Origin of the sequence: Haemophilus parainfluenzae (assembly GCF_003252755.1) — a bacterium.
Classification (GTDB): Bacteria; Pseudomonadota; Gammaproteobacteria; order Enterobacterales; family Pasteurellaceae; genus Haemophilus_D; species Haemophilus_D parainfluenzae_N.
The window spans coordinates 1-14,687 of record NZ_QEPT01000004.1 but is presented as its reverse complement, the minus strand read 5'-3'; the positions used below and the strand labels follow the sequence as shown (position 1 = coordinate 14,687).

Here is a 14,687-nt window from a genome sequence, read left to right as displayed (position 1 = left end):
ACCCAAAACTGAGTAATTTAATAAGGAGATAGGAAATGCTGACTGAAAAGATAAGAAATAAGGTCAAAAACCTATCGATTTTTGACCGCACTTAATTTGACGAGGGGATTAACGTTTAAACATGCCGCCTAAACCGCCAAGGCCACCTAAGCCGCCTCCGCCCATTAAGCCTTGCATACCGCGCATCATCTTCGCCATTCCGCCTTTGCGCATTTTCTTCATCATACGTTGCATTTCGTCAAATTGTTTTAGCAACTTATTTACATCTTGAACTTGTGTACCAGAACCTAATGCAATACGACGACGACGAGAGCCTTTGATAATGTCTGGATTTGCACGTTCTTTTAAGGTCATGGAATTAATGATGGCTTCCATCTTGATAAACATTTTGTCATCTACTTGATTTTTGATATGATCCGGTAAGTTTTTCGCACCCGGTAATTTTTCAAGCATTGACATCATGCCGCCCATTTTTTTCATCTCACGGAGTTGTTCACGGAAATCGTCTAGGGTGAAATCATCACCTTTCTTGAATTTCTGTGCCATTTTTTCCGCTTTTTCGCGATCCACTGAACGTTCCAGATCTTCGATAAGAGAAAGTACATCGCCCATGCCTAAAATACGCGATGCTACGCGATCAGGATGGAATGGCTCGAGGGCTTCTGTTTTTTCGCCCACACCAAGGAATTTAATCGGTTTGCCCGTGATTTGACGAATAGATAAAGCCGCACCGCCACGTGCATCACCATCTACTTTGGTTAAGACAACCCCGGTAAGTGGCAAGGCTTCATTGAAAGCTTTAGCTGTATTTGCCGCATCTTGACCGGTCATTGCATCAACGGTGAAAAGCGTTTCAATTGGATTTAATGTCGCATGAACTTGCTTGATTTCATCCATCATCTCGCTATCAACGTGTAAGCGACCCGCGGTATCCACGATTAATACATCGTAGAATTTGAGTTTCGCGTCAGCAAGTGCCGCTTTTGCAATCTCTACCGGTTTTTGTTTGACATCAGACGGGAAAAAGTCCACGCCAACAGATTGTGCTAAGGTTTCAAGCTGTTTGATCGCAGCAGGACGATATACGTCGGCAGAGACTACAAGCACTTTCTTTTTATGACGCTCGCGTAAGAATTTTGCTAATTTACCCACGCTAGTGGTTTTACCCGCACCTTGTAAACCCGCCATTAAAATAACTGCGGGTGGCTGTGTAGCAAGGTTTAAGCTTTCATTAGCTTCACCCATGGCTTTTTCGAGTTCACGCTGAACGATTTTTAAGAACTCTTGGCCAGGTGTTAAGCTTTTATTAACTTCTTCGCCTAATGCGCTTTCTTTTACTTTGGCGATAAATTCACGTACGACAGGCAAAGCAACGTCGGCTTCTAATAACGCCATGCGCACTTCGCGTAGGGTTTCTTTAATATTATCTTCAGTTAAGCGACCTTTACCGCTAATGTTGCGTAGCGTTTTGGAAAGGCGATCTGATAAATTCTCAAACATTTTAAATCCTGTTTTTTCTTAAAAAATTGCCGTGATTATACCGAAATTTGGGCGTTTTTCATCATTTCAAATAAAATTATGGCGATCTAGAGAAAAGATCCGTTAAAATAAGAATAATTCCTAGTCAAGAGAACGCATTATGTGGTTTGCCCTTTTTTCGATTATTTTTTACATTCTTAGTTTATTGTTGATCGCCCCATTTTTGATGAACTCATCAGAAGGGAAGTTGAGTCAAAGTAAAATCCCATTTTTTCTGACCGCACTTGCAGCGATTGTTCTGCACGCAGTCAGCACGTTCCCTCTGTTAGAAGATCTTGCTTCTGGGCAAACTTTTAGGCTGATGGAAATCGCTTCTTTAATGAGCGTAATTATTGCCGCATTGGCGACACTTTCAATGTTCCTCGTTTCCACAATGTGGTTTGTTTTACCGATCGTGTATGCGTTTTCGATCATTAGCTTGATCTTTGCGACATTCTTATCAAGCCACATCATCCAAATGCTTAATCAAAATACATTGATGTTGTTCCATATCGGCTTGTCGCTTTTTACCTATGCGGTTTGTTTTATTGCAACGCTTTATGTGATTCAGTTAGTCTGGTTAGATCGCAATTTAAAAAAGCGTAAAATTCAATTCTCACCCGCAACTCCACCATTAATGGCGGTAGAACGTCATTTCTTCTGTTTATTTGCGATGGGAGAAGGTTTACTCACGCTGACTTTAATTTCGGGTACTTATCATGTATTACAAGCGGTGACTCCAGAAAATCTACACAAAGCGATTTTCTCTTTCCTCGCTTGGATTAGTTTTGGTATTGCTTGTTTTGGTCATTGGCGATTGGGCTGGCGAGGAAAAAGGATGATTATTTACGCAATTTCAGGTATCATCCTGCTCACTATTGGCTATTTTGGTAGTCGTTTGATTTAATCAAAATCAAAGAACAGGTAAAAAGTGCGGTGAAAAATGACCGCACTTTTTGTTGATTAACGAACAAAAGGATTTACCCTTGGACAATATCCCCCTTAGTACTTTATTTATTACACTTATTATTTGTTTAGTTTTATCAGCCTATTTTTCCGGCTCAGAAACCGGATTACTCTCTCTTAATAAATATCGCCTTCGTTTTATGGCGGAACAAGGCAATAAAGGCGCGCAAAAAGCAGAAAAACTGCTTGAAAAGCCGGATACCTTGTTAAGTTTTATTCTGATCTTTAATAACCTTGTTAACATCAGTGCCTCAGCTATTGCAACCATGATTGGTATGCGTTTATATGGCGATGCGGGTGTGGCTATTGCAACAGGTTTATTAACCTTTGTGATGCTTGTTTTTTCTGAAATTTTCCCTAAAACCGTCGCGGCAATGCACCCTGAAAAGGTGGGATTATTTTCAAGTCATATCTTGGTCTTGCTATTAAAAATATTTTATCCGTTAGTTTGGTTAATGAATATTTTCACGAAGACATTAATGCGAATGGTGGGTTTAAAACCCGATATGCAAAAACAAGTGATTAGCCGTGAAGAACTTCGTAGTATTGTATCGGAAGCAGGTGAGGCTACACCGGATGAACAGCATCCACAAATGTTGCTCTCTATTTTAGATATGGAAACGGTGACTGTTGACGATATCATGGTGCCACGTAATGAAATAGCAGGGATTGATATTGATGATGATTGGAAAGCGATTATGCGCCAGCTTAATCATGCACCACACAACCGGATTGTGTTGTATAAAGGCAGCCTTGATGAGCAAGTATTAGGGATTTTGCGTGTGCGTGAGGCGTTTCGTTTGTTATTAGAAAAAAATGAATTCACCAAAGAAACCTTATTACGTGCAGTTGATGAAGTGTACTTCATTCCAGAAGGGACACCGCTGAAAACACAATTAGCGAATTTCCGTACGAAAAAAGAACGTATCGGTTTAGTGGTGGACGAATATGGCGATATTAAAGGATTAGTCACGCTTGAAGATATTTTAGAAGAAATTGTGGGTGATTTTACAACCACTACTGCACCGACTATTGAACAAGAAGTCGTTCAGCAATCTGATGGTTCGATGATTATTGAAGGCTCGGCAAATCTTCGTGATTTGAATAAAATGTTTAGTTGGGAATTAGATACAGAAGATGCACGCACCTTTAATGGTTTGATTCTCGAGCATCTTGAAGATATTCCTGATGAAGGAACCGTTTGTGAAATTGATGGCTTGAAAATTACGATTTTGGAAGTCAGCGATAATATGATTAAACAAGCGAAAGTGGAGAAGTTGGCGTCATAAACGCCAGATTTTCTGACTGCACTTTTAGCTGAAAAGGTATGTGATTTTAGTAAGGATTTAGCATGACGGATGAGATTCGTTTAACACAATATAGCCACGGCGCAGGTTGAGGCTGTAAAATTTCGCCTAAGGTGTTAGGGACAATTTTACAGACAGAAATCGAAAAATTTACCGACCCTAATTTATTGGTTGGGAACGAAACAGCGGATGACGCAGCGGTTTATGATCTTGGTAATGGTACTGCAATTATCAGTACTACGGATTTCTTCATGCCTATTGTGGACGATCCTTTTGATTTTGGTCGCATTGCGGCGACCAATGCCATTAGCGATATTTTCGCAATGGGTGGTAAACCAATTATGGCGATTGCTATTTTAGGTTTCCCGATTAATAAATTACCGGCAGAAGTGGCACAGAAGATTGTTGATGGTGGCCGTTTTGCTTGTCATCAAGCGGGAATTTCCCTTGCTGGAGGACACTCGATTGATGCGCCAGAACCCATTTTTGGTTTAGCTGTAACGGGCGTTATTGCAACCGAATGTGTAAAACGTAATGCCTCAGCAGAAGCAAATTGTAAGCTTTATTTAACCAAACCATTAGGTATCGGTGTGCTGACTACTGCTGAGAAAAAAGGTAAGTTAAAACCAGAACATCAAGGCTTAGCAACGGCAGCCATGTGTCAAATGAACCTGATTGGTAGCCAATTTGCGGAAGTTGCAGGTGTAACTGCTATGACAGATGTCACTGGCTTTGGTTTATTAGGACACTTAGCTGAAATCTGTGAAGGCTCAAATCTTAATGCGGTTGTGCATTTTGATAAAATCAAATTATTAGATGGCGTAGCAGATTATATTGCTGAAGGTTGTGTACCAGGTGGAACCAACCGTAACTTTGAAAGCTATGGGCATAAAATCGGCCCTCTTACGGATTATCAAAAGGCAGTACTGTGCGATCCTCAAACCTCAGGTGGCTTGTTGATTGCGGTTAAACCTGAAAGTGAAGCGGAAATCTTAGAGATTGCGAAAAAAGCCGGTATCGAGCTTAGCGAGGTTGGCGTATTGAAACCTCACCAAGAAGGTGTGCTGGTAGAAGTCGAATAAATCATTTTCGTTAAAATAAAAAGTGTGATGAAATTCACCGCACTTTTTTTATTCTTTATTTTCCTTGTTCTCTTTATTGTTGGAATACATCGAATCAATAATATGATGATAACGTTCCATAATCACTTTTCGGCGTAATTTGAGCGTAGGGGTGATTTCACCAAGTTTTACGCTAAATGCCTGAGAGAGTAGCGTAAATTTCTTCACTTGCTCAAAGTGTGCCAGTTCTTTTTGAAGACTTTCGATACGCTGCTCAAACATTTTGATAATGTCAGAGTGTTTGAGTAATTCTATGCGATCTTGATACTTAATATTCAGTTTTTTCGCATATTCTTCTACGCTATCAAAACAAGGTACGATCAACGCTGATACATATTTTTTTGCATCAGCAATAATCGCAATTTGTTCGATAAATTTATCTTTGCCAATTTTACCTTCGATATATTGTGGTGCAATGTATTTTCCGTTAGAGGTTTTCATCAATTCTTTAATGCGATCGGTAATAAATAAATTACCTTCAGCATCAAATTCACCGGCATCTCCCGTTTTCAAGAAACCATCTTCAGTGAAGGCTTGAGCCGTTTCTTCAGGTTTTTTATAGTAGCCTTTCATTACCATGCCACCACGCACTAGAATCTCGTTATTTTCACCAATTTTAACTTCGGCATTTGGCATTAATTTACCAATAGAATTCGGATTAAAATGGTGATCATCCCAGCACGAAACAGTAGCTGTAGTTTCAGTCATGCCATAACCGAGTTTGATATTAATCCCAATGCTATGGAAGAAAAGCCCAATGCTTGGTTCTAATTTTGCGCCACCGCAAGGCATCATTTTAATTCGTCCACCTAACAATGAACGCAGTTTAGAAAGTACTAGTTTATCGGCAAGCGCATAGCGTTTTTGCAAGAAGAATGGGACTTTTTTATTTTGAGAGAGAAGATCAAAACGTTTTTGTCCCACTGCAATTGCCCAGTGGAAAATCATCTGACGAATAAAAGGGGCTTTTTGGACTTTATCAAGCACAGCAGAATAAATTTTTTCATAGAAACGCGGTACGGCACACATAAAGGTTGGGCGCACTTCTGTTAATGCTTCACGTACTTGATTGGTGTCTTCGAGATAACAAAGAATTGCTCCGCGATGTAACACATAGGCAACCCAAGCACGCTCAAAAATGTGGCTAAATGGTAAAAAAGAAAGTGAAACCTCATCTTGATTAACATCTAATGCAATATCATGGGCTTCAAGTTGATGTGCTAAGTTACTGTAATCGAGCATTACGCCTTTCGGTTCACCTGTTGTACCTGAGGTGTAGATGATCGTGAATAAATCATCCATCGTTTTATTTGCTAAGCGAGTTTCAAATTCAGCCTGAAATTCTGCTGTACCTAATTGAATTAAATCGTCCCAATGGTAGGAAAGGGTAGTTTCTGTCAGTTGAATTTTTTCTTTCATGGCCACAATTTTTTGTAATTGTGGACACTGATGTGCAATTTCTAACGCTTGATCATATTGTTCTTGATCGCCAACAAACAGAATTTTGACATCGGCATGATTTAAAATAAATTCTGCCTGTTGTGCCGTATTGGTTGCATAAATGGGAACGGTGATAGCTCGGACTTGAAGTGCCGCAATATCTGCGATTGTCCAACGTGACATATTGTGCGCAAAAATTGCAATTTTATCTTGTACTTGAATATTGCAAGCAAGAAAAGCTAATGAAAGCTGATCAAGCTGTTGTTGGAATGCGTTCCACGAAATATCTTTCCACAAGCCATTAATTTTATGGCGAAGTGCGGTTGCATTTTGACGAGTTTTTGCCTGCTGGCGAATTCGATTGACGAAATGACGTTCTAAATTCATATAAGCCTTATTTGAGCGAACAACTGTACGCTAATATAAACTAAATAAATTTAAAATCTAGTAAAATGTTATTATTTTGTGAATATAGAATAAATAATAGACATATTTATTTTTCTATTATTATATTCAAATGAGCAATAAAGAATATATAAAATATTGAGAAAATCTAAATTGATTAGAAATAAAAAAACCGCTCTAAAAAGAGCGGTTAATTTTTTAGCTATTTTGATTAGCCTTTGTAGTTGTATACGTGTGCAACTAAGTCTAATACTTTGTTTGAGTAACCAGTTTCGTTATCGTACCAAGATACTAATTTAACGAAAGAGTCAGTTAATGCGATACCCGCATCAGCATCAAATACAGAAGTTAAAGCACAACCGTTGAAGTCTGTAGAAACTACTGCATCTTCAGTGTAACCTAAAACGCCTTTTAATTCGCCGTTGAAAGTTTTACCTTCAGCTGCATCTTTGATTGCTTGTTTGATTTGTTCGTAAGTTGCTGGTTTTTCTAAGTTTACAGTTAAGTCAACTACAGATACGTTTGGAGTAGGAACACGGAACGCCATACCAGTTAATTTACCGTTTAATGCTGGTAATACTTTACCAACAGCTTTCGCAGCACCGGTAGATGAAGGGATGATGTTTTGTGATGCACCACGACCACCACGCCAGTCTTTAGCTGATGGACCATCAACAGTTTTTTGAGTCGCTGTTGTTGCGTGAACAGTAGTCATTAAACCATCTTTGATACCGAAAGTTTCGTGAACAACACGTGCTAAAGGTGCTAAACAGTTTGTAGTACAAGAAGCGTTAGACACAATATCTTGACCTGCGTATGCACCAAAGTTTACACCACGTACGAACATTGGTGTGCTATCTTTAGAAGGACCAGTTAATACGACTTTTTTCGCACCAGCAGTGATGTGTTTGCGTGCTGTTTCATCAGTTAAGAACAAACCTGTTGCTTCAACTGCAACATCAACGCCGATCGCACCCCAGTTAAGGTTTGCAGGATCACGTTCAGAAGTAACACGGATAGTTTTACCGTTTACGACTAAGTTACCGTCTTTAACTTCAACAGTACCGTCAAAACGACCGTGAGTTGAATCGTATTTCAACATGTAAGCCATGTATTCAACGTCGATTAAGTCGTTGATACCTACAACTTCGATGTCATCGCGATGTTGTGCTGCACGGAATACGATACGACCGATACGGCCGAAACCGTTGATACCAATTTTAATAGCCATAAGATTTTCACCTTCTATTTTTTAAGTTAAACAAAATCGTTGCTCTAACGAGTTCTCGTGGATTATAGCATGGGCATTTTGATAAAAAAAAGGGTATATACCACTTTTTTGTGATCTCGATCACTTTTTAACAATTTGGTAAAACAAATGAAAATTTGACCGCACTTTTCATTTTCTTTTTGTATAATAAAAACAAACAACAATAAGAGGTTTCAATTATGTCTCAAGGTAATTTATATATTCTTTCTGCACCGAGTGGGGCGGGCAAGTCATCATTAATTTCCGCGTTATTAGAAAAAAATCAAGGCACGAAAAAAATGGTGTCCATTTCACACACAACGCGTTCACCTCGACCAGGCGAAAGTCATGGTGTGCATTATTATTTTGTTTCAGTAGAAGAATTTGAAACCTTAATTGAAAAAGGCCACTTCTTAGAATATGCAAAAGTGTTTGGCGGTAATTATTACGGCACTTCATTGCCAGCAATTGAAGAAAACTTGGCTAAAGGTATTGATGTGTTTTTAGATATTGATTGGCAAGGTGCACAGCAAATTCGTCAAAAAGTACCTTCTGTAAAAAGCATTTTTATTTTGCCTCCATCATTGCCAGAATTGGAGCGTCGCTTGGTTGGACGCGGACAGGATAGCAAAGAGGTCATTGCTGAGCGAATGTCAAAAGCAATCAGCGAAATTTCGCATTATGATGAATATGATTACGTGATTGTGAATGATAATTTTGAACAGGCATTGGCAGATTTACAAAGCATTTTGCAGGCAGAACGCTTGACCAAAGCTTATCAACAAACAGAAAATGCGGACTTAATTCATCAGCTACTAGCAAAATAAGCTTGAATTGAGTACAATATTTTCCCTTTATAGACATTATTTTTAACATCGGAGTAAAACATGGCTCGAGTGACTGTGCAAGATGCAGTAGAAAAAATTGGTAACCGTTTTGATTTAATTTTAACCGCCGCTCGTCGTGCGAGACAATTAGAGTTACATCAAAGTGAGCCGTTAGTGCCGGAAGATAACGATAAACCAACTGTAATCGCATTACGTGAAATCGAAAAAGGGTTAATCAACCAAGAAATCATGGATGCAAAAGAGTATTTAGATGCGGCAGCTTCTCAACGTAGCGAAGAAGTGGCTGTAGCGTTAATCGCAGAATAATCTCATTAAAGTGCGGTCAAAATTAAAGCTATTTTGATCGCCTAGTCTTTCTCTCTACAAAAAGTCAGGTGTCCTTTGGAATTGTTTGCAGATTTAGATCGAATTATTCAGGGGTATTTGCCCGCCGATAAAATTGAATTAATCAAACGTGCATTCGTCATTGCGCGAGATGCTCACGAAGGACAATTTCGCTCAAGCGGCGAACCTTACATTACTCACCCTGTTGCAGTAGCTTCAATTATTGCGGAAATGCATTTAGACCATGAAGCAATCATGGCTGCATTATTGCATGATGTTATCGAAGATACCCCTTATACCGAATCCCAATTAAAAGATGAATTTGGTGCTAGCGTAGCCGAAATTGTTGACGGCGTATCGAAACTAGATAAATTGAAATTCCGTACCCGCCAAGAAGCACAGGTTGAAAACTTCCGCAAAATGATTTTAGCGATGACTCGAGATATTCGCGTCGTCTTAATCAAACTGGCTGACCGTACCCATAATATGCGAACGTTGGGTTCATTGCGTCCGGATAAACGCCGTCGTATCGCAAAAGAAACTCTAGAGATTTACTGTCCCTTAGCCCACCGTTTAGGCATCGAACATATCAAGAATGAATTAGAAGATTTATCTTTTGAAGCTATGCACCCCCGCCGTTATGAAGTACTTAAAAAGTTCGTCGAACAAGCGCGTGGTTCTCGTCAAGAATTGATTCAACGCATATCTAATGATATTTCACAACGTCTTGATAATGTAGGCATTACAAATCGTATTTGGGGACGTGAAAAACATCTCTATAAAATTTACCAAAAAATGCGCACGAAAGATCAGAAATTCCATTCTATTATGGATATTTATGCTTTCCGCGTTATTGTGAATTCGGTTGATGATTGCTATCGCGGGTTGGGGCAAATGCATAGTTTGTATAAACCTCGCCCTGGTAAAGTGAAAGATTATATTGCTGTGCCTCGTGCAAATGGCTACCAAGCACTGCAAACGTCAATGATTGGCCCTCATGGGGTGCCCGTAGAAGTTCATCTTCAGACTGAAGAAATGGAACAGGTTGCTGAAATGGGAGTTACCGCCCATTGGGTGTATAAAGAAGGTGGTAAAAACGATAGCACCACCGCTCAAGTACGTGCGCAACGTTGGTTGCAAAGCTTAGTGGATATTCAACAAAACGTGGGTAACTCCTTTGAGTTTATTGAGAACGTAAAATCTGAGTTTTTCCCGAAAGAAATCTATGTCTTTACGCCGAAAGGTCGTATCGTTGAATTACCAATGGGCGCAATAGCTGTCGATTTTGCTTATGCAGTGCATTCTGATGTGGGAAATCATTGTGTTGCGGCAGTAGTAGAGCATAAACCTTATCCGTTATCACAAGCTTTAGAGTCTGGTCAAACCGTTGAGATTGTGACCAGTGAAAATACTCATCCAAACGTTAGCTGGTTAAACTTTGTAGTAACTGCTCGTGCAAGAACTCGTATTCGTCATTTCTTAAAATTATTGCGTGCAGATGATGCCGTTCAAACTGGTAAAAAACAGCTAGAAATGGCCCTAAAACCACATTATCTCTCTGAGGTTTCTGAAGAGAAAATCCAAGCGTTACTAAATGAATTGAATCTCTCAAGCCTCAATGAGCTTTTTGAGGAAATCGGCGTAGGTAACCAAATGTCGAGTGTCATTGCTCATCAATTAATGGATGAAGCTATTGAAATTGATGTGGATGGTGTGTCTGAAAATACACAAAGTACACTAACATTGAGCCGAGATGGCGAAATGAAAGCGTCTTTCGCTCAATGTTGTCATCCAATTCCGGGTGATCCGATCGTGGCATTAAGTACGGCGAAGAAAGGTGTGGTTGTACATCATCAAGCTTGTTCTAATTTAACGTCAGGTAATGCCAAAGATTTCACCGCGGCAAAATGGGAAGAGGCTGAAAGTGCGGTCAATTTTGATGCCGAATTACACATTGAAATGCTTAATGAACAAAATGTATTAGGTAGCCTCATGACAGCGGTCGCGACTTGTGAAAGTAATATTCAAAGTATTTGGACGGAAGAATTAGAGAATAATCTGCTATTAGTCATTATCCAAGTTGGCGCGAGAGATATCTATCATTTAGAAAACATTATGCGAAAAATCAAACAAATTACCAGTGTGATTCGTTTGAAGCGCAATATTAATGAAGCATAATGAGCACGCAACTTCTCGATGCCGTTCCCCTAACCACTTTATCTGGTGTAGGCGCGGCAATCTCCGATAAATTAAGCCGTCTTGGAATTCATAATCTCCAAGACTTGCTTTTTCATTTACCTATCCGTTATGAAGATCGCACGAGAATAACACCCATTGCTGATCTTCGTCCTGAACAATATGCCACCATTGAAGGGGTTGTCCAAACCTGTGAAGTTGCCTTTGGGCGCCGTCCTATTTTAACCGTAAGTCTTTCTGATGGAACGAGCAAGATTATGCTCCGTTTTTTCAATTTTAATGCGGGGATGAAAAACAGTTTTCAGATTGGTACGCGCGTCAAAGCGTTTGGTGAAATTAAACGCGGGCGTTTTATGGCAGAAATTCATCATCCTGAATATCAAATCATACGGGATAATGCGCCATTGGTTTTAGAGGAAACGCTCACGCCTATTTATTCCACAACGGAAGGTTTAAAACAAAATTCATTACGTAAGCTAACCGATCAAGCATTGGCTTTACTCGATAAAATCCAATTAACGGAAATTTTACCTAATGAATTTAATCCACATCCTTTTAGCTTAAAGGAGGCTATTCGATTTCTGCATCGTCCGCCGCCAGATATCTCATTAGATATTTTGGAGAAAGGACAACATCCCGCACAGCAACGACTTATCTTTGAAGAGCTTCTTGCTCATAATCTTGCGATGCAAAAAGTGCGGTTGGGTACGCAGCAGTTTTTAGCGTTGCCATTGCATTATCAAACTGATTTGAAGCAACGTTTTCTAGCTTCTTTACCTTTTCAACCAACGAATGCTCAAAATAGAGTAGTAGCAGATATTGATCAGGATTTAGCAAAAAATTATCCGATGATGCGACTTGTTCAGGGCGATGTGGGTTCGGGAAAAACATTGGTAGCAGCCTTAGCCGCGTTATTAGCGATTGATAATGGCAAACAAGTGGCTTTAATGGCGCCAACAGAGATTTTAGCGGAACAGCATGCAAATAATTTCCGCCGTTGGTTAGAACCTTTTGGTATTGAAGTAGGCTGGTTAGCAGGTAAGGTAAAAGGAAAAGCTCGCCAAGCGGAATTGGAAAAAATTAAGTCCGGTGCGGTACAAATGGTGGTGGGCACACATGCTTTGTTCCAAGAAGAAGTGGAATTTGCGGATTTAGCCTTGGTGATTATAGATGAACAGCATCGTTTTGGTGTGCATCAACGTTTGATGTTGCGAGAAAAAGGCGAAAAAGCAGGATTTTATCCGCACCAACTGATCATGACTGCAACACCAATCCCAAGAACATTAGCGATGACGGTTTATGCTGATCTTGATACGTCGATTATTGATGAATTACCTCCAGGTAGAACACCGATTACGACAGTGGTTATTTCTGAAGAGCGTCGAGATGAAATCGTTGCTCGAGTCAAAAATGCCTGTATTAATGAAAAACGTCAGGCTTATTGGGTTTGTACGTTAATTGATGAGTCTGAAGTGCTAGAAGCGCAAGCAGCCGAGGCAATTTGGGAAGATTTAACGAAAGCCTTGCCGATGCTTAAAATTGGCCTTGTACATGGGCGAATGAAACCGCAAGAAAAACAAGATATTATGGCTGCCTTTAAAAATGCAGAGCTCGATTTGCTTGTGGCTACAACTGTGATCGAAGTGGGCGTAGATGTGCCGAATGCCAGTCTAATGATCATTGAAAATGCTGAGCGTTTGGGGTTATCACAACTTCATCAGTTACGTGGTCGAGTAGGGCGTGGCAGTACGGCGTCTTTTTGTGTCTTAATGTATAAACCGCCGTTGGGTAAAGTGTCGCAAAAACGTTTACAGGTATTACGTGATAGCCAAGATGGCTTTGTGATTTCGGAAAAAGATTTAGAAATTCGTGGACCTGGTGAAGTGTTGGGCACCAAGCAGACGGGTATCGCTGAATTTAAGGTGGCGAATTTAATGCGTGATCGTAAAATGATTCCAACAGTTCAACATTATGCTAAAGCATTAATTATGAAATATCCGGATGTGGCAGAAAGTTTAATCCGCCGTTGGCTAAATAATCGAGAAATTTATTCGAATGCCTAAAGTGCGGTTATTTTTGAAAGAGTTTTATAAATGAATAAATCAACGGTACTTTTCTTTGATTCAGGAATGGGTGGCTTAAGCGTTTATCGGGAAGCGAAAAAGCTGATGCCAGATAACCATTATTTGTATTGCTTTGACAATGCAGGCTTTCCTTATTCAGAAAAATCGGAAGAAACAATCATTCATCGCACATTGGATATTTGTAAAAAAATTAACCAAGATTATCCACTTGATGCCATTGTTATTGCTTGCAATACCGCGAGTACGGTGGTGCTACCGCCTTTGCGTGAGCAATTTTCTATTCCGATAGTAGGAACTGTACCAGCTATCAAGCCAGCAGCAGAAATCTCACAAACGAAACATATTGGGCTGTTGGCAACAAAAGGCACGGTTAAACGCCCTTATGTTAATGATCTTATTCATCAGTTTGCCGTCCATTGTGTCGTTGAACGATTAGGCTCAACTAAACTGGTTGAAATCGCAGAGCATAAAATCCAAGGGAAGTCGGTTGATTTGATTGCATTGAAAAATGAATTAAGTCCCTGGGCCTCAATAGAGAATTTAGATACGATTTGTTTAGGCTGTACGCATTTCCCTTTAATTAAAGATGAAATTCAAATTTGCTTACCTCAAGTGAAGAATTTTATGGATCCAGGATTCGCGATTGCCAAGCGGTTGCAGTTCTTACTTAATAAATTAGAAGTGCGGTCAAAATCTGAGGTGAAAAATCAGGTCTTTTGTACGCAAGATGTAGAGAATAAACATCAATTAGAACAAGCGTTGGCTCTTTGGGGATTTGATGGAATTACCGTGTTAAAATGATTTTTTCTCGTCATGTTGGTGCGTTTGTAAGCAAACAGCAAAAAAATTTACATTTTTTTACAAAAAGAGCTTGCAAAGGCATCTGAAATGCCTATAATACGCCCCACACAACGACGCGCTGTTGTGAATCTTAAGAAAAACCGGTGCGTCGTTCTTTTTTGCTCTTTAACAATATATCAGACAATCTGTGTGGGCACTTGTTGATTGACTTGTTTTAAAAATATTTTTTAATTTTGAAGTCTTAATAGGTGCTAACTAGAAATTCATAATACTTTTTTAAGTAGTGACATTTTATGTCAGTAGTATTGAGCGATTGAACTTGAATTGAAGAGTTTGATCATGGCTCAGATTGAACGCTGGCGGCAGGCTTAACACATGCAAGTCGAACGGTAACATAAAGAAGCTTGCTTCTTTGATGACGAGTGGCG

General features: G+C 39.6%; 11 protein-coding genes and 1 rRNA gene. 9 read left to right on the top strand and 3 right to left on the bottom strand.

Going from position 1 to position 14,687, the window contains the following annotated elements; translation table 11 throughout:
• Positions 1–108: 108 nt before the first annotated feature.
• Positions 109–1,500 (bottom strand): signal recognition particle protein, encoded by a 1,392-nt coding sequence (gene ffh / locus DPV95_RS05975; protein WP_111406802.1) that lies wholly within the window; start codon positions 1,498–1,500, stop codon positions 109–111.
• Between the two features lie 139 nt (positions 1,501–1,639).
• Here ffh and DPV95_RS05970 point away from each other — a divergent pair, with 139 nt between their 5' ends.
• The 3 genes from DPV95_RS05970 (at position 1,640) to selD (ending at position 4,873) form a co-directional block, all read left to right on the top strand.
• Positions 1,640–2,425 (top strand): cytochrome C assembly family protein, encoded by a 786-nt coding sequence (locus DPV95_RS05970; protein ID WP_049367049.1) that lies wholly within the window; start codon positions 1,640–1,642, stop codon positions 2,423–2,425.
• A 79-nt stretch (positions 2,426–2,504) separates the two neighbouring features.
• Positions 2,505–3,773 (top strand): HlyC/CorC family transporter, encoded by a 1,269-nt coding sequence (locus tag DPV95_RS05965; protein ID WP_111406801.1) that lies wholly within the window; start codon positions 2,505–2,507, stop codon positions 3,771–3,773.
• 62 nt (positions 3,774–3,835) lie between these two features.
• Complete coding sequence (gene selD / locus DPV95_RS05960) at positions 3,836–4,873, top strand: selenide, water dikinase SelD (RefSeq protein WP_080351286.1); 1,038 nt, start codon at positions 3,836–3,838, stop codon at positions 4,871–4,873.
• Between the two features lie 48 nt (positions 4,874–4,921).
• Here the strand turns inward: selD and DPV95_RS05955 are convergent, their stop codons facing one another.
• Entirely contained in the window at positions 4,922–6,739 is a 1,818-nt protein-coding gene (locus DPV95_RS05955; RefSeq protein WP_049367046.1) for an AMP-dependent synthetase/ligase, read from the bottom strand.
• Between the two features lie 229 nt (positions 6,740–6,968).
• Positions 6,969–7,988 carry a type I glyceraldehyde-3-phosphate dehydrogenase gene (gap, locus tag DPV95_RS05950; protein ID WP_049363694.1) on the bottom strand — a complete coding sequence of 340 codons (1,020 nt, stop codon included), beginning with the start codon at positions 7,986–7,988 and terminating at the stop codon, positions 6,969–6,971.
• Between the two features lie 218 nt (positions 7,989–8,206).
• Here gap and gmk point away from each other — a divergent pair, with 218 nt between their 5' ends.
• From gmk to DPV95_RS05920, 6 genes are all read left to right on the top strand, one after another.
• Positions 8,207–8,833, top strand: coding sequence for a guanylate kinase (gene gmk, locus DPV95_RS05945; RefSeq protein ID WP_041918290.1), 627 nt, complete (start codon positions 8,207–8,209; stop codon positions 8,831–8,833).
• Between the two features lie 60 nt (positions 8,834–8,893).
• Positions 8,894–9,160: a DNA-directed RNA polymerase subunit omega gene (rpoZ, locus tag DPV95_RS05940; protein WP_049367045.1), complete on the top strand. Its 267-nt coding sequence runs from the start codon at positions 8,894–8,896 to the stop codon at positions 9,158–9,160.
• Positions 9,161–9,235: 75 nt separating this feature from the next.
• On the top strand, positions 9,236–11,356 hold the full coding sequence (spoT, locus tag DPV95_RS05935) for a bifunctional GTP diphosphokinase/guanosine-3',5'-bis pyrophosphate 3'-pyrophosphohydrolase (RefSeq protein ID WP_111406800.1): 2,121 nt from the start codon (positions 9,236–9,238) through the stop codon (positions 11,354–11,356).
• Positions 11,356–13,437, top strand: coding sequence for an ATP-dependent DNA helicase RecG (recG, locus tag DPV95_RS05930; protein ID WP_049367043.1), 2,082 nt, complete (start codon positions 11,356–11,358; stop codon positions 13,435–13,437). The genes spoT and recG overlap by 1 nt, the downstream gene beginning before the upstream one ends.
• 30 nt (positions 13,438–13,467) lie before the next feature.
• Complete coding sequence (gene murI / locus DPV95_RS05925; RefSeq protein ID WP_049367042.1) at positions 13,468–14,259, top strand: glutamate racemase; 792 nt, start codon at positions 13,468–13,470, stop codon at positions 14,257–14,259.
• A 321-nt stretch (positions 14,260–14,580) separates the two neighbouring features.
• Positions 14,581–14,687 (top strand): 16S ribosomal RNA (locus DPV95_RS05920); the annotation flags it as partial.

Excerpts from the sequence above, each read along its gene's own strand:
- gap (WP_049363694.1), bottom strand. The coding sequence starts at position 7,988 with ATGGCTATTAAAATTGGTATCAACGGTTTCGGCCGTATCGGTCGTATC.
- DPV95_RS05955 (WP_049367046.1), bottom strand. The coding sequence starts at position 6,739 with ATGAATTTAGAACGTCATTTCGTCAATCGAATTCGCCAGCAGGCAAAA.
- gmk (WP_041918290.1), top strand. The coding sequence starts at position 8,207 with ATGTCTCAAGGTAATTTATATATTCTTTCTGCACCGAGTGGGGCGGGC.
- ffh (WP_111406802.1), bottom strand. The coding sequence starts at position 1,500 with ATGTTTGAGAATTTATCAGATCGCCTTTCCAAAACGCTACGCAACATT.
- rpoZ (WP_049367045.1), top strand. The coding sequence starts at position 8,894 with ATGGCTCGAGTGACTGTGCAAGATGCAGTAGAAAAAATTGGTAACCGT.
- DPV95_RS05970 (WP_049367049.1), top strand. The coding sequence starts at position 1,640 with ATGTGGTTTGCCCTTTTTTCGATTATTTTTTACATTCTTAGTTTATTG.
- murI (WP_049367042.1), top strand. The coding sequence starts at position 13,468 with ATGAATAAATCAACGGTACTTTTCTTTGATTCAGGAATGGGTGGCTTA.
- recG (WP_049367043.1), top strand. The coding sequence starts at position 11,356 with ATGAGCACGCAACTTCTCGATGCCGTTCCCCTAACCACTTTATCTGGT.